14 protein-coding genes and 1 pseudogene are annotated in these 15,865 nt (G+C 70.0%); 6 read left to right on the forward strand and 9 right to left on the reverse strand.

Going from position 1 to position 15,865, the window contains the following annotated elements:
• Nucleotides 1-155 precede the first annotated feature (155 nt).
• The 4 genes from OHO27_RS12410 to OHO27_RS12425 all read left to right on the forward strand — a co-directional run bounded on the left by OHO27_RS12410 (nucleotide 156) and on the right by OHO27_RS12425 (nucleotide 4,166).
• Nucleotides 156-1,829, forward strand: a complete 1,674-nt coding sequence (locus OHO27_RS12410; protein ID WP_328423218.1) for an AAA family ATPase — start codon at nucleotides 156-158, stop codon at nucleotides 1,827-1,829.
• Nucleotides 1,748-2,338 (forward strand): AAA family ATPase, encoded by a 591-nt coding sequence (locus tag OHO27_RS12415; RefSeq protein WP_328423220.1) that lies wholly within the window; start codon nucleotides 1,748-1,750, stop codon nucleotides 2,336-2,338. Before OHO27_RS12410 ends, OHO27_RS12415 begins: the two co-directional genes overlap by 82 nt.
• A complete protein-coding gene (locus OHO27_RS12420) occupies nucleotides 2,335-3,528 on the forward strand; it encodes an McrC family protein (protein ID WP_328423222.1) in 1,194 nt (397 codons plus the stop codon). Before OHO27_RS12415 ends, OHO27_RS12420 begins: the two co-directional genes overlap by 4 nt.
• 80 nt (nucleotides 3,529-3,608) lie before the next feature.
• Nucleotides 3,609-4,166, forward strand: coding sequence for a glycoside hydrolase family 25 protein (locus tag OHO27_RS12425; RefSeq protein WP_328423224.1), 558 nt, complete (start codon nucleotides 3,609-3,611; stop codon nucleotides 4,164-4,166).
• A 73-nt stretch (nucleotides 4,167-4,239) separates the two neighbouring features.
• Here the strand turns inward: OHO27_RS12425 and OHO27_RS12430 are convergent, their stop codons facing one another.
• A complete protein-coding gene (locus OHO27_RS12430; protein WP_328423225.1) occupies nucleotides 4,240-4,458 on the reverse strand; it encodes an EF-hand domain-containing protein in 219 nt (72 codons plus the stop codon).
• 342 nt (nucleotides 4,459-4,800) lie between these two features.
• Here OHO27_RS12430 and OHO27_RS12435 point away from each other — a divergent pair.
• Nucleotides 4,801-4,920: pseudogene (locus OHO27_RS12435) on the forward strand (GNAT family N-acetyltransferase); the annotation flags it as partial.
• 17 nt (nucleotides 4,921-4,937) lie between these two features.
• Here the strand turns inward: OHO27_RS12435 and OHO27_RS12440 are convergent.
• The 6 genes from OHO27_RS12440 to OHO27_RS12465 form a co-directional block, all read right to left on the reverse strand.
• Nucleotides 4,938-5,567 carry an ADP-ribosyltransferase gene (locus OHO27_RS12440; protein WP_328423226.1) on the reverse strand — a complete coding sequence of 210 codons (630 nt, stop codon included), beginning with the start codon at nucleotides 5,565-5,567 and terminating at the stop codon, nucleotides 4,938-4,940.
• A gap of 91 nt (nucleotides 5,568-5,658) precedes the next feature.
• Nucleotides 5,659-6,843 (reverse strand): YncE family protein, encoded by a 1,185-nt coding sequence (locus OHO27_RS12445; protein WP_328423227.1) that lies wholly within the window; start codon nucleotides 6,841-6,843, stop codon nucleotides 5,659-5,661.
• A 356-nt stretch (nucleotides 6,844-7,199) separates the two neighbouring features.
• On the reverse strand, nucleotides 7,200-7,703 hold the full coding sequence (locus OHO27_RS12450) for an ATP-binding protein (RefSeq protein ID WP_328423228.1): 504 nt from the start codon (nucleotides 7,701-7,703) through the stop codon (nucleotides 7,200-7,202).
• 284 nt (nucleotides 7,704-7,987) lie between these two features.
• On the reverse strand, nucleotides 7,988-8,755 hold the full coding sequence (locus OHO27_RS12455; protein WP_328423229.1) for an enoyl-CoA hydratase/isomerase family protein: 768 nt from the start codon (nucleotides 8,753-8,755) through the stop codon (nucleotides 7,988-7,990).
• 113 nt (nucleotides 8,756-8,868) lie between these two features.
• The gene (locus OHO27_RS12460; protein ID WP_328423231.1) at nucleotides 8,869-10,110 is read right to left on the reverse strand and encodes a L,D-transpeptidase; all 1,242 of its coding nucleotides are present in this window, start codon (nucleotides 10,108-10,110) and stop codon (nucleotides 8,869-8,871) included.
• 170 nt (nucleotides 10,111-10,280) lie between these two features.
• Complete coding sequence (locus tag OHO27_RS12465; RefSeq protein ID WP_328423232.1) at nucleotides 10,281-11,522, reverse strand: L,D-transpeptidase; 1,242 nt, start codon at nucleotides 11,520-11,522, stop codon at nucleotides 10,281-10,283.
• A 159-nt stretch (nucleotides 11,523-11,681) separates the two neighbouring features.
• On the opposite strand from OHO27_RS12465, the gene glgX reads away from it, so the two are divergent.
• The gene (glgX, locus tag OHO27_RS12470; protein WP_328423234.1) at nucleotides 11,682-13,937 is read left to right on the forward strand and encodes a glycogen debranching protein GlgX; all 2,256 of its coding nucleotides are present in this window, start codon (nucleotides 11,682-11,684) and stop codon (nucleotides 13,935-13,937) included.
• A gap of 28 nt (nucleotides 13,938-13,965) precedes the next feature.
• On the opposite strand, the gene OHO27_RS12475 is transcribed toward glgX, so the two are convergent.
• The gene (locus OHO27_RS12475; RefSeq protein ID WP_328423237.1) at nucleotides 13,966-14,613 is read right to left on the reverse strand and encodes a response regulator transcription factor; all 648 of its coding nucleotides are present in this window, start codon (nucleotides 14,611-14,613) and stop codon (nucleotides 13,966-13,968) included.
• Nucleotides 14,606-15,859 carry a sensor histidine kinase gene (locus tag OHO27_RS12480; RefSeq protein ID WP_328423239.1) on the reverse strand — a complete coding sequence of 418 codons (1,254 nt, stop codon included), beginning with the start codon at nucleotides 15,857-15,859 and terminating at the stop codon, nucleotides 14,606-14,608. The genes OHO27_RS12475 and OHO27_RS12480 overlap by 8 nt, the downstream gene beginning before the upstream one ends.
• Nucleotides 15,860-15,865 lie beyond the last annotated feature (6 nt).

A 15,865-nucleotide genomic window follows, 5' to 3' on the forward strand; every position in this document is an offset into this window, starting at 1 on the left:
ACCGAGAAGGAGTTGGCGAAAATTCGGGTTTGTGGCGTGGATGCTTCGGTGGCGAGGTGAGGACGATGTGACCGTCCGGTGAGTCGACCGATCTCGGAACGCCCACCCAAGGCCCCTTCTAGGCTGGGCACTTCGAGCACGAGGGGGTGAGCGGCATGGCAGGACGGCCGGAGCGTGCCGCCGGGGTTGTGGCCGCGGTACAGCGGATCTTCCGGGACGGGCTTCTGAGCGGGCAGTCGGCCATCGGGCGGGACCTGGAGTCGTGGACGGCGGCGACCGCCTCCGACCTGCGGGCCCGCTTCGTGGACCAGCCGGACTCGTCGTCGGACACGTTCCTCGTCAAGCTGCGGCGCCAGCTCGACGGTGCGCCCGCGGCCACGATCGCCCTCGCGGCCGAGCTGCTGTTCGTGAACATGGCCCCGCTGGTGCCCGAGCAGATCGGGATCAGGAAGAAGCTCCAGATCCTGGACGAGATCCTGTCCTGGGCCGACCTGGACGCGGCGGCGATCGACGTCGACCTGGAGACCTCGCTGGCGGGCTTCCTGCACGGCGGGCAGGGCTTCCTGAACTACCGGTGGGCGCAGTTCCAGATCCTGGTCCTGCTGGTGGAGCGGATCGCCGCGAGGCCCCTCCCGCAGCGCGAGGCGCTGCTGATCGCCCCGTGGGCACTGCGGGACGAGTGCCTCGACGTGCAGCGGTCGGTGGGACACAAGAAGGGCCGCGCCCAGATCCACGTCCTGCTGTACACGCTCTTCCCGGACACCTTCCAGCCGATCGCCAGCGCCTACCACAAGCAGGAGATCGTCAAGGCGTTCACGGACGAACTCCCGCAGCCGTCCGGAGACGACGACCGCGACCTGCTGGACCTGCGCAGGACCCTGCAGGAACAGACCGGCGAACGCGTCGACTTCTACGACGAGCCCTGGGTCCGCCGATGGCGCGCGGGCACCGTCGAGCACGAGCAGCGCGGCTGGCTCGTGCGCGGCTACAACGTCGACGGACGCAACTTCATCCCGGCCTGGATCGAGCAGGGCTACTGCTCGGTGTCCTGGCGCGAGGCACCGCAGATCCCCGCCGGCTCCACCAAGCAGGAGGTCCAGCGGGCGGTCGCCGACGCGATGCCGGACGCCAGCACCCAGATGCGCGGGCAGGCCGCCTACCAGCTGCACGTCTTCCTCACCGTCATGCAGCCCGGCGACCTCGTGGTCACCGTCACACCCGACGAGGTCCACGTCGGCACGCTCCAGGGCCCCGCGACGTACGACCCCTCCGACGGCCTCGACAACGCCCGCCGCCGACGCGTGAGCTGGGCGACGGCCGGGCGGCCCCTCAACCGCGCGGAGCTGCCCGAAACGGTGCAGGCCCGGCTCCCGCTGCCGCCCACGGTGTACGACATCAGCAGCGTGGCCGCCGAGCTGGCGGAACGCGCGGGCCTGGAGGACGTCGTGGCCGAGGAGCTCGTCGACGTCGACGTCACCAAGCCGCTCGAACTGCCACCCGTCACCCAGGAACTCGCCACACGGCTGCTGATGCCGCTCGACTGGCTGCGGGAGACGGCCGAACAGCTCTACGACCAGGGCCAGCTCGTCCTGCACGGCCCGCCCGGCACCGGCAAGACCTACCTCGCCCGCGCCCTCGCCCGGCACCTGGCCGGCCCCGACCGGGTGGAACTCGTGCAGTTCCACCCTCCTACACCTACGAGGACTTCTTCGAGGGGTTCCGCCCCGTACGGGGCGAGGGCGGTTCGGTGGTGTTCGACGTCCTGCCGGGTCCGTTCAGGCTGCTCGCCGAGCGTGCCGCCAAGGACCCGGCGAACCCGTACATCCTGATCATCGACGAGATCAACCGGGCCAACCTGGCCAAGGTCTTCGGCGAGCTGTACTTCCTGCTGGAGTACCGCGAGGAGCCGGTCACCACCCAGTACAGCCCGCACGACCCCTTCCACCTGCCGGGCAACCTCTTCCTCATCGGCACGATGAACACCGCCGACCGCTCGATCGCGCTCGTCGACGCGGCCATGCGGCGCCGTTTCGCCTTCCGCCGGCTCTCGCCCGAACAGCCCCCGGTCCGTGGCCTCCTGGACCGCTGGCTGCGCGACCGCGGCCTCCCCGGCACCCCCGCCCGGCTGCTGGACGAACTCAACGCGCGGCTGGGCGACGCCGACCGGGCCATCGGACCGTCGTACCTGATGAGACGGGGCGTGGACCGGCCCGAGGTGCTGGGCCTCGTCTGGCGCACCCAGATCCTGCCCCTGCTGGAGGACCAGCTGTACGGCACGGGAGTCGACGTGGAGAAGGAGTACGGCCTCGACTCCCTGCGTAGGGCACTCGGCTCGTGACCCACCTGGACCTGGAGATACGGGAGACCGGCCCCGGCACCGTCCAGGACCTGACCGCCGACCAGGTCGCGGGCCTCATCCGCGTGCCGGGGCTGCTGCGGCTGACCCCGGCGGCGGGCGACCGCTGGCGGCTGACCGGCAATCAGAAGGTCGGCCTCGTCCGGCTGCGCACCCCGGCCGGCGAGGCGATCCGGCTCCACCTACGCCCCAAACTGGCCGTCAGCGACCTGCTGTTCCTGCTCACCTACTCCCCGACCGACCCCTGGCAGCCGGACGAGGTCACGGCCGCCGCCTCGAACGACCTGCTGCCGGCCCTGGCGGACCTGCTCGCCCGCACCGCACGCCGCACCCTGGACGCCGGAGTGCTGCACGGCTACCGCACGGTCGAGGAAGAACTGCCCCTGCTGCGAGGCCGGATCCGTACCGCCGACCAACTGCGCCGCGTGGGCATGCCGCTCCCGGTAGCCGTCCGCTACGACGACCACACCCCCGACATCGCCGAGAACCGCATCCTGCTCGCCGCCCTGCACCTCGCCACCCGACTCCCGGGCGTCCCCGACCGCACCACCCTCACCCTGCGCCACCTCGCCGACCACCTCAGCGGCGTCCAGCCACTGCACCCCGGCGCACCACTGCCGCCCTGGACCCCGACCCGCCTCAACTCCCGCTACCGGCACGCGCTACGCCTGGCGGAGCTGCTGCTGTCGGCACGTTCCGTACGACCGGACGGCGAGGCGACCGTGACGGTGGACGGCTTCCTGCTCGACATGGCGAAGGTCTTCGAGCGCTTCCTGGAGGGCACACTGCGCGCGGCTCTCTCCTCGCAGGGCATCCGATGCGCCGCCCAGGAGGGCCACCACCGCCTGGACGAGGCCGGGCAGGTGCGCTTCCGGCCGGACCTGGTGCTGTACCGCTCCGGCCGCCCCATCTCGGTCGTGGACGCGAAGTACGCCCACCTCGACACCACACCCCGCACGGAGCACATGTTCCAACTGCTCGCCTACTGCACGGCACTCGGCCTCCATCAGGGCCACCTGGTGTACGCGGCCGCGTCCCAGGGCTTCCCGAGCGCCCCCGCCCACCACACCGTCCGCCGAGCCGGTATCACGGTCACGACCCACACCGTCGACCTGGCCCAACCCCCGCGGCCCTCCTCAGGACGGTCACGGAACTGGCAGCACGCATGGTGATGTTCCGCCCTCACGAAGCAGGGGCATACACCAATTCCAACTCCTATCCCCCCACTGACACTTGAAGGAGCCTCTCCCCCATGCTCCGCGGCATCGATGTAAGCGCGTACCAGTCCTCGTCCTACGACACGGACGGCCTCTCCTTCGTCTTCATCAAGGCGACGGAGGGCCGCTCCTACATCAACCCCAAACTCACCGCCCAGACCAAACGCGCCCGCGACGCCGGCCTGGTCGTCGGCTTCTACCACTTCCTCTGGCCCGGCAACCTCTCCGCCCAGGCCGACTACTTCGTCAGCAAGGCCCCCGAGAAGGCGGGCGACATCCTCGCCGTCGACTGGGAGACGACGAGTGAGGGGACACATGCGAGCAACGCGGAGAAGGATCTGTTCATCAGGAAGGTGAAGGAGAAGCGACCGAACAATCCGGTGGTTTTGTACTGTAATCGCAACTACTGGCTCAATGTGGACACCACCTCCTACGCCGGCGACGGCCTCTGGATCGCCGACTACGTCACCGCGGGCAAGCCCCGCATCCAGGCCAAGTGGCGCTTCCACCAGTACACGGACAACCCGCTGGACAAGAACGTGGCCAACTTCGCCAGCAAGGCAGCTCTGCGTGAGTGGGCCGAGAACGCCTGACTACAGTTCCGGCGGCGGACATGACGAAGGGGTGCCCGTCCGCCGCTCAGGCGGAGGGCACCCCTCCCAGGCGTCACTTGTTCAGGTAGGACCAGAACTCGTCGAACGACAGCAGCTTGTCGCCGTTGAGGTCACGACTCTTGATGATCGCCTCGGCGACCGCCTCGGTCACGTTCCAGTCGCCGCCCTGAGCCAGGGCGGACTTGAATTCGGCGGCGGTGATGGTGCCGTCCCCGTCCGCATCGATGCGCTCGAACTGCTTGCGTGCTTCCTCGACGTCGATGTGCGTCACCGGTCCGCCCCTTTACTCGCGCTTTGCTCGCGTCTGTCGTGTTGTGCTGGCTTACTGCCGCAGGTCAGATTAACCGCCCGCCCGCGCCTCCAGCCCGGCGACCACCCACCGGCGTCGGTGATGTCTGGGAGTGTGGGCCTTGGAGTACGTGACGACTCAGGAGCGGGGCGGGGGGGCGGCCGCGGCGGAGACCTTGCAGGAGATTCTGGTGACGGTGGCGCGGGGTGTCTTCCCGCCCGGGGACGGCCGTACGACGGTGGTGCCCCAGCCCTCCGGAGCGTGCGTCGGAGACCATCGACGCGGTCCTGGTCGGCTCCCCGCTGCCGGGTGAGCCGCCGCTCGCATCTCGTCACGGAGCCGTTGTGGGCGCAGGTCGCGCCGGGGAACGCCCGCAGTGTGCGGGCGTTCCAGGCGGCCGGCTACCGGCCGGTCGGCGGGGAGCTGCTGCTGCACGCCTGGTAGACGTCAGCGCCCGGCTGTCAGTGCCAGGCCTCGAAGTGCGGGTTGCTCTGGCAGCCGCTCATGATCTCGACCTTGGTGGCCTTGTCCACCGGGCAGCCGCCGATGACGTACTTCCGGTCGATGCCGCCGGGGAAGGCGACCTCCACCTGGTCGGCCCATTTGTGGGTGTCACCGATGGTCTTGTTGACGTCGATGCCGCCGGGGGCGTCGATGTAGTAGTTCCAGCCCGACTTCCACCACTTCTTGTACAGGTCGTGGTCGTACGTCGTGGACACGTACGGCGAGCGCTGGTTGACCAGGACGTACTGCTCCAGGTCGTACTGGCCGTCGACGACATCCCTGGGCTGGAAGCCCTCCTCGAAGACGATGTCCGGACCGCGGCCGTCGGCCCGGTAGAGCGTGCCGCAGCTGGTGCGCCAGGCCGGGTCGGGGGTGATCCGGTCGACGTCGACACGGCGGTCGGCGGCGGCCCTGATCCTGTCGTCGTACTGGACGGGACAGGCGGCCGGGGCAGGGGCGGCGACCCTGACGGCGGCCGGACGAGCCGGGACGGGGGACTCGGGAGCCGTGGCGGCGGTCGTGGCGAGGACGGCCGAGAGGGACAGGACGGCGGCAGCGACCCGCCGCCGGAGACGAGTTGTGATCATGGGACGTACGATCCCGGGCCCATGACGGCGCGCCACGCATCGTCACCCGTACGGCGGCGTGTCCGCTGACCGCCGGTCAACTGGCCGTCCACTAGCGGAAGATGCCCGTATGGCCGAGGGAGTAGCGGCCCGGCTGCGGATAGACGGCGAGGCCGTGCGGGCCGCTGCCGACGGAGATGCGGGCGAGCTGTTCGCCGGTGCGGGTGTCGATGGCGTACACCTCGGAGTCGTAACGCCCCGACAGCCACAGCACCTTGCCGTCCGCGGAGACGCCGCCCATGTCGGGGCTGCCGCCGTCGGGGAGGTGCCACTTCTTGGTGATCTCGTTCTTGGTGAAGTCGAAGACGGAGACGGTGCCCTCGCCGCGGTTGGAAACGTACATCTCGCGGGAGTCGCGGCTGACGTAGAGGCCGTGGCAGCCCTTGCCGGTGGGCATCAGCGTGGGCTCGGTGAACTTGTCGCCGTCCAGGACCCACACGCCGTGGGCCATCATGTCGGCGATGTAGAACCGCTTGCCGTCCGGGGAGACCTTGACGTCCTGTGGCATCGCCCCGTCGAAGGGCAGCCTCTGCTGTCCGACGACCTTCATCTTCTCGGTGTCGACCTTCAGCAGCTCACCGCTGAACTCACAGGACACGATGAAGTACCTCCCGTCCAGGGAGAAGTCGGCGTGGTTGACGCCGTAGCAGGTGACCGGCTCGGTCTTGAGCCGCTTCATGGTGTGCGGGTCGCGGAAGACGAGTTCGCGGTCGAGGGAGGCCATGACGATGGCGTACTTGCCGTTGGGCGTGAAGTAGAGGTTGTACGGGTCGTGGACCTCGACCTCCCTGCCCGCCTTGCCGGTCTTCGGGTCGATGGGGGTGAGGGTGTGGCCGCGGTTGTTGTTGACCCAGAGGGTCTTCAGGTCCCAGGACGGGACGACGTGCTGGGGCTGTCGGCCGACGGAGATGGTCTCGACGATCTTGTACGTCCTGGGGTCGATGACGGAGACGGTGTCGGACTCGGTGTTCGGGACGTAGACGCGGGACGGGAAGTCCTTGACGACGGGGGAGAGCTTGTTGGGGCGGTCGGCGGCGTACACGTCCTTCGGGTCGAGGACGGGGGGCATGCCGGGCAGCCCCTGGACGGTGTCCTTCTTCGCCGGGGCGGGGATGGCGGCCTGGGTGCCGTGGGGGTCTGTGGCGGGACGGCTCTTTGCCTTGGCGGCGTCGGTGCCGCAGGCGGCGAGGGCCAGGAGGCCGATGCCAGCGAAAAGGGTGCGGTGCGTGAGGTTCATCGGCAGTACTTCCGGGGGCTGGGAGGGCGGCGACTGCGACTATTTAATGAGCATCGGGTCGGAAAACGTGTTATTTACCCAATTGCCGGTTCACGTGGGTCGCCGTCGACCAGTCAATTTCGCCCCCGCCGCCCCTACCCTCCCCCACTCTCGGCTTCGCTCGAGCGGGGGGACCCCCATCGTCCCTGGGGGCTGCCGCCCCCAGACCCCCGCTTTCGGCCTGAACGGCCTCGTCCTCAAACGCCGGACGGGCTGGATTTGCCAGGACCTGCGCCGGGAAGTGACCGTCGGTGCGGTGAGGCGGAACTTCCAGGGGGCGCGCCGGCCGTACCCGGCTCAACCGCCGGAGGTACGCGTCAGCGGTCCGCCACCCGCATCTCGAACCATGTCGTCTTGCCGCGCGGCAGCAGGTCCACGCCCCAGCGGTCGGAGAGTTTGTCGACCAGGAACAGCCCCCGGCCGCTGATGTCCATCTCCTGGACCGGCATCAGACAGGGCAGCCCCCGGGACGGGTCGCGGACCTCGATGCGGATCCAGCCGCGGCGGCGGCGCATGCGGAGGCCGAAGACGCGGGCGCCGGTGTGGCGGACGGCGTTGCCGACGAGCTCCGAGACGAGCAGGACCGCGTCCTCCGTCATCTTCGGGGTCAGGCCCCACTGGCTCAGGACCACGACCTGCGTCAGTCGTCTCGCCGTGGCGGCGGACTCCGGGCGGGACGGGAGCGGAACCTCCGCCTCCGTGGGATTGCCGAACAACTCCAGCGCCTTCGCAGCAGTTTCGTCCTCGACCGCCGGCGACCAGCGCGCCGCGGTCGCACGGCTGTGTCCCCGCGGCTGTTCGATACCATCCAGCCCCGCCATGCCCCCATCATGGCCGCCCGCACAGCCCTCCGGGGCCGTTCCGCAGGAATACATCCCCCGGAAGCAGTCATTCCGCAGGGCTTGGTTGGCATATGACGGGGGCAGTTCGGAGCTATCCACAGCCCGGCTGACCTGGGACGAAGGGTCCGTTGGCGGCAATCGACAGGCTCCCTCGACAAGGCACGCTTAAGGCTGCCATAACCGCCCCATCGAGGGACCCGGATCAGACGTCCTGTCAATTGCAAGTGGTTCGGCGGAGTTTCAGGCCGGGATTTTCCCGGCGCTCAGAGGAACTTGGCCTTGCCCGGCCCCTCCTCCACGAAGCTCCGCATCCCCCGCTCCCGGTCCTCCGTGGCGAACAGGCCCGCGAACCAGCCCCGTTCCACCGCAAGGCCCGTCTCGATGTCCGTCTCCAGACCGGTGTCGATCGACTCCTTCGCCGCACGCAGCGCGATAGCCGGACCCTGCGCCAGCTTCGCCGCCCAGGAGTGCGCCTCGGCGTAGACCTGGTCCGGCGCCACCACGCGGTCCACGAGGCCCAACTCCCGCGCCTCGTCCGCCTTCACCATACGGCCGGTGAAGATCAGGTCCTTCGCCTTCGAGGGGCCGATCAGCCGGGCCAGCCGCTGGGTACCGCCGGCGCCCGGGATCAGGCCGAGCAGGATCTCCGGCTGGCCCAGCTTGGCGTTGTCCCCGGCGATCCGGTAGTCCGCACACAGCGCCAACTCGCAGCCGCCACCGAGCGCGTAGCCCGTCACGGCCGCCACCACCGGCTTCGGGATGCGGGCCACCGCCGTGAACGACTCCTGCAGGGCACGGGCGCGCAGGACCATCGCCGCGTGGTCCATGGCCTGCATCTCCTTGATGTCCGCGCCCGCCGCGAACACCTTCTCCCCGCCGTAGATCACCACGGCCCGTACGTCGTCACGACGACCCGCCTCCTCGGCGAGCTCCTTGAGCCGGTCCTGGGTGGCGACGTCCAGCGCGTTCATGGGCGGTCGGTCGAGACGGAGGGTACCGACACCTTCGGCGACTTCGAGATTCACGGTCATGGAGGCAGGTTAACGGGGGCTAACGGGTACGGCCCCGGTGCCGTACCTCACAATCGAGGCCGTGCACCAGGGCCGTACGTCAGCGTCGGGGCCGTAGGCCCATCACTTCGGCGCTACGCCTTCCACTTCTCCCACGGCATGTTCCAGCCGTTGAGGCCGTTCTCCGGAGCCACCGTCCCGTCCGCGGAGTTCTTCACGACGACCACGTCGCCGATCATCGAGTGGTTGTAGAACCACGCCGCCGGGGTGTCCTTGCTCCACGCGCCCTTGACGTCGCGCAGGCCGACGCAGCCGTGGCTGGCGTTGGTGTTGCCGAAGGCGCCGCCGGCCCAGTAGTTGCCGTGGATGAAGGTGCCGGAATCGGTCAGGCGGATGGCGTGCGGCACGTCCTTGATGTCGTACTCGCCCTCGTAACCGACCGTGTCGCCGTTCATGCGGGTCTGGACGAACTTCTCGGTCATGACCATCTGGCCGTTCCAGGTCTCGTACCCGGGCGCGCCGGTGGTGACGGGGATGGTTCTGACGACCTTGCCGTCCTGCATGACCTTCATCTTCTTGGCCTTGGCGTCGACGACCGAGACCTGGTCGCGGCCGATGGTGAAGGTGACCTTCTTGTCCTGCTCGCCGTAGACGCCGTCGCGGCCCTCGACGCCGTCGAGGTTGAGGTCGACGGTGACCTTCGTACCGGCCTTCCAGTACTTCTCGGGCCGGAAGTCGAGGCGGTCGTTTCCGAACCAGTGGCCCTCGACCTCGACGGCCGGCTCGGTCTTGATGGTGATCGCCTTCTCGACGTCCTCGGGGCTGGTGATGCCCCGGTCGAAGCGGATCGAGAACGGCATTCCGACGCCGACCTTGGAGCCGTCCTCGGGGGTGAACCGGCCGAGGAAGGTGTTCTTCGGTGTCAGGGTGGTGAAGTCGCCCTCCTTGGCGGCCTCCATGCCGTCGGAGTCCTTGGCGACCGCGTGCACCGTGTACTTCGTGGAGGCGGCGAGGTGCGTGGACGGCGTCCAGGTGGTGCCGTCGCCGGATATCCTCCCCGCTATCGCGTTGCCCTTGGCGTCCTTGACCTCGACGTCCGTCAGCCTGCCCTTGGCCGCGGTCACCTTCAGCGCCCCGCTGGTCTCGACGGACTTGGCGCCGTCGCCCGGGGCTATGGTCACCACCGCCTGCGACTTCTGGGCCTCCGCCGTGGCGGAGTCGCCGCCCTTGCCGTCACCGGCCCCGGCGTCCGATCCGCCGCTCCCACCGCACGCGGTGACGGCGAGCAGCAGCACTCCGGCCATCGCCGCCAGCCCCTTGCGCCCACGCCTCCCGCGCGCGTCAACCGACGCCCCCGATATCGGCCGCACGTTCAAGTCCTTCTCCCCTCCCCCGGGCCTGGTCAGGCCCGCGCGCCAGCGCATTTGCCACGCGCATCGGCGCATATTAACCACAAGGCCAGGGCGCCGACGCCGCGCGTTTGTCACCGTTCCGTTCCAACATCGACGGACGGTCGGCCGGTCGGGCAACCAGCCCCCCTGTCCTGTTACTTCACCGCACTCCCCGCCTTCCACTCCTTCCAGCCCATATTCCATCCTCCGAGGCCATTGTCGGGAGCGACCTTTTTGTCATTACTGCGCACGACCTCGACGACGTCCCCGACCAGGCTGCGGTCGAAGAACCAGCCCGCCGGCGTCTCAGAACCGCCGCCCTTGACGTCCCTGAGCCCCACGCATCCGTGGCTGACATTGCTCCGTCCGAAGATGGAGGCGTCCGCCCAGTAGTTGCCGTGCAGGAAGGTGCCGGAGTTGGTCAGGCGCATGGCGTGCGGGACGTCCGGGATGTCGTACTCGCCCTTGCCATTGGCCTTCTTGAATCCGACCGTGGCGCCGTTCATCCGGGTCAGCTCCAGCATCTCGGTGACCACCATCTTGCCGTTGTAGGTGGTGTTCTTCGGGGCGCCGGCCGTGACCGGCACGGTCGTCAGGAGCTCGCCGTCGCGCCGGACCTCCATGGTGTGCTTGGCCGCGTCGACGACGGAGACCTGGTGGCGGCCGACGGTGAAGGAGAACGTCTTGTACTGCTGCCCGTACACCCCGGGCGCCCCTTCGACGTCCCGCAGCCGCAGCGCGACGGTGACCTGGGTGCCGGGCTTCCAGTAGTGCTCGGGGCGGAAGTCGAGGCGGCCCGGGCCGAACCAGTGCGGGCGGATCTCCACGGCGGGTTCGGCGGTGACCTGGATGGCGCGTTCGACGGCGGCGCGGTTCTGGATCTCGCGGTTGAAGTCCAGCGAGACGATCATTCCGGTGCCGACGGTGGAGCGGTTCTCCGGGGCGACGTATCCGATGAACCGCTCCTCGGGGACGTATGTGGTGAAGGTCGTGTGCCGTGCGCTGCGGCGTCCGTGGCCGTCGACGGCCACCGCGTCGATCGTGTACTTGGCGGCCAGCGCGAGCGCGGGGTCCTCGGGCTCCCAGCGCCGGCCGTCCGCGGAGATGTGCCCGGGCACCGGGGTGTCCTGGGCGTCCTGGGACTTGACGACCTTCACCGACTCCAGCCGTCCGCTGAGCACGCGGACGAGCAACGGGTCGTCGGGCCGCGCGCCCTTGATCTCGTCGTCGGGCGTGACCCTGATGACGTCCTCGGGTGCCCGGGGTTTGCCCGGCATCCGGTCCGTGCCACCGCCGTCCGAAGTGCAGCCGGCAGCACCCGCCAGCAGTCCTGCCCATGTCAGTACGGCGGCCAACACGGCCCTCGCGCGCCGCGCGCGCCCTTGTACGTGCCTCACGAAGACCCCAACGACCGGGGTGGCCCTGGGGAAACGTGAGTGCGAGCCCGGCGGTGGGCAGAACAGTGGGGAGGACGACGCGATGGGGAGCCGCGGACCGGGACACCGTGGGCTCTCTTTCCCTGTGCGTGGGGTCCATGAGCCGTGGGAGGCCGACAGGTGTCGAGCGCAGCCGAGCAGGAGGCGGTGGCCGGGACGGTCGCCGCTGAGGAGGGGCGCCCGGCCGCCGTCGTGAACGGGGCGCAGCGCAAGACCCCGGCCGTGCCGGTGTGGCCGGGCGCGCCGATGCCGCTCGGCGCCCGCTTCCGGGTCGGCCCGGACGGGGTGGCGGGCACCAACTTCGCGCTGTGGGCGGGAGGCGCGGAGGCCGTCGAGCTGTGTCTGTTCGACGCGCAGGGCAAGGAGACCCGGGCCCGGCTCACCGAGCTGACGCACGAGATCTGGCACGGCTTCGTGCCGGGTGTCATGCCGGGGCAGCGCTACGGCTACCGGGTGCACGGCCGCTGGGACCCGTGGACAGGGGGCCGCTGGAACCCGGCGAAGCTGCTTCTCGACCCGTACGCCCGGGCGGTGGACGGCGACTTCAGTCTGCCGCCCGAGGTGTACGGGCATGTCCGCGACTGGCCGCAGCAGCATGTCGCCGACACCGTGCGCGACGACCGGGACTCGGCGCCGTACGTCCCGAAGGGCGTCGTCGTCCACGACGACGCCCCTGAGGACGAGTGGATGGACGACCGCCGGCCGAAGACACCGTGGGCGGACTCGGTGATCTACGAGGTGCATGTACGGGGCTTCACCGAACTGCATCCGGGGATACCGGAGGAACTGCGGGGGACGTACGCCGGGCTCGCGCATCCGGCGGCGATCGAGCACCTGGTGAAACTGGGGGTGACGGCGGTGGAGCTGCTGCCGGTGCACCAGTTCGCGCACGAGGACCATCTGCTGCGCAAGGGCCTGCGCAACTACTGGGGCTACAACTCCATCGGCTACTTCGCCCCGCACGCCGGCTACGCCGCCTCCGGTACGACCGGGCAGCAGGTCGGCGAGTTCAAGCGGATGGTGCACGCGCTGCACACGGCCGGGATCGAGGTCATCCTCGACGTGGTCTACAACCACACGGCGGAGGCGGGCGAGCTGGGCCCGACGCTGTCGCTGAAGGGCATCGACAACCGCGGGTACTACCGGTTGCAGTCGGACGCACGCAGGTACGCCGACTACACGGGCTGCGGCAACACGCTGCACGTCGTACAGCCGCACGTACTGCGGCTCATCACCGACTCCCTGCGCTACTGGGTGACCGAGATGGGCGTGGACGGCTTCCGCTTCGACCTGGCGGCGGCGCTGGCCCGTTCCATGCACGACGTCGACATGCTCTCGCCGTTCCTCGCCGTCATCGCGCAGGATCCGGTGCTGCGGCGGGTGAAGCTGATCGCCGAGCCGTGGGACGTGGGTTCGGGCGGCTATCAGGTGGGCGCGTTCCCACCCCTGTGGACGGAGTGGAACGACCGCTACCGCAATGCCGTACGGGACTTCTGGCGGGGCGCGCTGCCGGACGTACGGGACCTGGGGTACCGCCTGTCGGGGTCGAGCGACCTGTACGCGTGGGGCGGGCGGCGGCCGTACGCCTCGGTCAACTTCGTGACCGCGCACGACGGTTTCACGCTGCGGGACATGGTGTCCTACGAGCGCAAGCACAACGAGGCGAACGGCGAGGGCAACCGGGACGGCTCGAACGACAACCGGTCCTGGAACTGCGGGGCCGAGGGCGAGACGGACGACGAGCGCGTCCGGGCGCTGCGGCGCCGGCAGTTGCGGAACCTGCTGACGACCCTGTTGCTGTCGACGGGCGTGCCGATGCTGGTCGCGGGCGACGAGCTGGGGCGGACGCAGCGGGGCAACAACAACGCCTACTGCCAGGACAACGAGATCAGCTGGCTGGACTGGGGGCTGCTGGAGGACCCGGGCTGGAAGGCCCTGTTCGACCTGACGGCCCGGGTGATCGAGCTGCGCCACCGGCATCCCGTGCTGCGCCGGCGCGCCTTCTTCTCCGGGCGGGCCCATTCGGCCGACGGCCTGCGGGACCTGGCCTGGTTCACCCTGCGCGGCACGGAGATGACGGAACGGGACTGGTACGCCCCCGCCGCCACGCTGGGCATGTACCTCTCCGGCCGGGACATCCCGGGCCGCGACGAGCGGGGGGCGCCGATCCTCGACGACAGCTTCCTGGCCGTCCTGCACGCAGGCGACCGTCCGGTGACCTTCGTCCTGCCGGGGCCGCCGTGGGCCGAGCGGTACGAGGTGGTCGTCGACACCTCACGGGAGGAGCAGGGGGAGGCGCCGGGCGTGGAGCACCGGGCGGGGGCGGCGATCACGGTGCCGGCGCGGGCGGTGCTGTTGCTGAGGGTGGATGCCTGACGGACCAGGGCCGCTCTCCCGACAGGTCCTAGCCCAGGATCCCCCGCTGGTACGCCGTGGCCACCGCCGCTGCCCGGTCCTTGACGCCCAGCTTGGCGTACAGGTGGGTGAGGTGGGTCTTCACGGTCGCCTCGCTGATGAAGAGTTCGCGGGCGATCTCGCGGTTGGACGTGCCCTTGGCGACCAGGGCCAGTACCTCGCGCTCGCGGGCGGACAGGGGCTCGTTGCCGGTAGCCCCGGGAGTACGGACAGCGGAGACGAGGCGGGTGGCGACAGCCGGGGAGAGGACGGTGCGGCCTTCGGCGGCGGCGCGTACGGCCGAGAACAGGTCGTCGCGCGGGGCGTCCTTGAGGAGGTAGCCGGTGGCGCCCGCCTCGATCGCCGGGAGGGTGTCGGTGTCCGTGTCGTACGTCGTCAGGACGAGGACCTTCGCGCGGGCGCCGCGCCGGGTCAGTTCGGCGATCGCGTCGACCCCGCCGCCGCCCGGCATGCGCAGGTCCATCAGGATCACGTCGGGGTCCAGCACGGCGGCCTTCTCTACCGCTTCCACCCCGTCGGCGGCCTCGCCGAGGACGCGGAAGCCGGGCGCGGACTCGAACATGCCGCGCAGGCCGTCCCGTACGACGGGATGGTCGTCGACGATCAGCAGGGAGATGGACGCCTCGTCACTACTCATGGCGCACCAACGGTACGCGAGCCGACACGGCGGTGCCGTGTCCCGGCTCGGACTCGACGGTGAGGGAACCGGCCATGCGTTCGGCGCGGGCGCGCATGCCGGCGAGGCCGAAGCCGCCGGCGTGGTTGCGCTCGGGCAGGGCGAGCGGGTCGAAGCCCCGGCCGTCGTCGCGGATGTCGAGGATCACCTCGTCGCCGAGGAAGGACAGGGTGACGCCCACCCGGGTCGCGCGGGCGTGCCGGGAGGTGTTGGAGAGGGCCTCCTGGGCGATCCTCAGCAGCGTCGCCGAGAGTTCGTCGTGGAGTTGTTCCGTGGTGCCGGTGACCGTGAACTGGGCGCGTACGACGGTCCGTTCGGCCCATTCGGCGACCGTGTTCTTCAGGGCCTCGGGCAGTCCGTCGTTCTCCAGGGCGACGGGGGCGAGGTTGTGCACCGAGCGGCGGGCCTCGCCGAGGCTGTGGCGGGCGAGGGCGGACGCGCGGTCGAGGTGGGTGCGGGCGGTGGGCAGGTCGGGGGCGTTCGCGACGACCTGGAGCTGGGCGATGATGCCGGTCAGGCCCTGGGCGATGGTGTCGTGGATCTCGGCGGCCAGGCGCCGGCGCTCGTCGGCGACGCCGGCCTCCCGGGCCTGGACGAGGAGTTGGGCGTGGAGGGCGGCGTTCTCGTCCAGCGCCTGCTGCAACGCCGTATTGGTGCGTTCGAGTTCGGCGATGGTCTCGGCGCGGGCGCGTGAGCGTTCCTCCTGCTGCGAGGTGAGGTGGCCGACCACCGTCAGGATGACGTTGTTGACCACCACGAGCGCACCGAACACCACCCACTGCACGGTCTCCTTGAACGGCAGCCCCCCGGCCTGCGCGCCCGAGACGGCGATGGAGCAGGCGAACGGGCCGATCCACGGCAGGCGCCGCCCGCGCAACAGCTCGTCGGAGTCGAAGTAGCCGGTGACCGCGTAGAAGGCGAAGAACGGATTCAGCCAGGTGAGCGTGAAGCCGAGGGCCCAGCGCACGGCGTAGTACACGGTGCCGGCGGTGGACGGGCCGGGGCGGGTGCGGCTCGCCCGGACCCACCACAGCTGGAGTGCGAAACCCGCGGCGACGAGCCCCGCGACCGCGGTCCGTTCCGCCGCGCCCGGCGTCAGCTCGGCGGTGGCGACCGCGAGCAGCGTGGCCACCGCGAGCAGCCCGTACGGCCCCTTGGTGCGGATCAGCTCCCAGCGCCGCTCGATGTCGGTGTCCACCGCGGTCATGCCACC

The organism is Streptomyces sp. NBC_00443, from assembly GCF_036014175.1.
Lineage (GTDB): Bacteria > Actinomycetota > Actinomycetes > Streptomycetales > Streptomycetaceae > Streptomyces.

What these genes read in the sequence shown, in the direction of transcription:
- OHO27_RS12440 (WP_328423226.1), bottom strand. Translation starts at nt 5,567, where the DNA reads ATGATCACAACTCGTCTCCGGCGGCGGGTCGCTGCCGCCGTCCTGTCC.
- OHO27_RS12475 (WP_328423237.1), bottom strand. Translation starts at nt 14,613, where the DNA reads ATGAGTAGTGACGAGGCGTCCATCTCCCTGCTGATCGTCGACGACCAT.
- OHO27_RS12425 (WP_328423224.1), top strand. Translation starts at nt 3,609, where the DNA reads ATGCTCCGCGGCATCGATGTAAGCGCGTACCAGTCCTCGTCCTACGAC.
- OHO27_RS12480 (WP_328423239.1), bottom strand. Translation starts at nt 15,859, where the DNA reads ATGACCGCGGTGGACACCGACATCGAGCGGCGCTGGGAGCTGATCCGC.
- OHO27_RS12410 (WP_328423218.1), top strand. Translation starts at nt 156, where the DNA reads ATGGCAGGACGGCCGGAGCGTGCCGCCGGGGTTGTGGCCGCGGTACAG.
- OHO27_RS12450 (WP_328423228.1), bottom strand. Translation starts at nt 7,703, where the DNA reads ATGGCGGGGCTGGATGGTATCGAACAGCCGCGGGGACACAGCCGTGCG.
- OHO27_RS12455 (WP_328423229.1), bottom strand. Translation starts at nt 8,755, where the DNA reads ATGACCGTGAATCTCGAAGTCGCCGAAGGTGTCGGTACCCTCCGTCTC.
- OHO27_RS12445 (WP_328423227.1), bottom strand. Translation starts at nt 6,843, where the DNA reads ATGAACCTCACGCACCGCACCCTTTTCGCTGGCATCGGCCTCCTGGCC.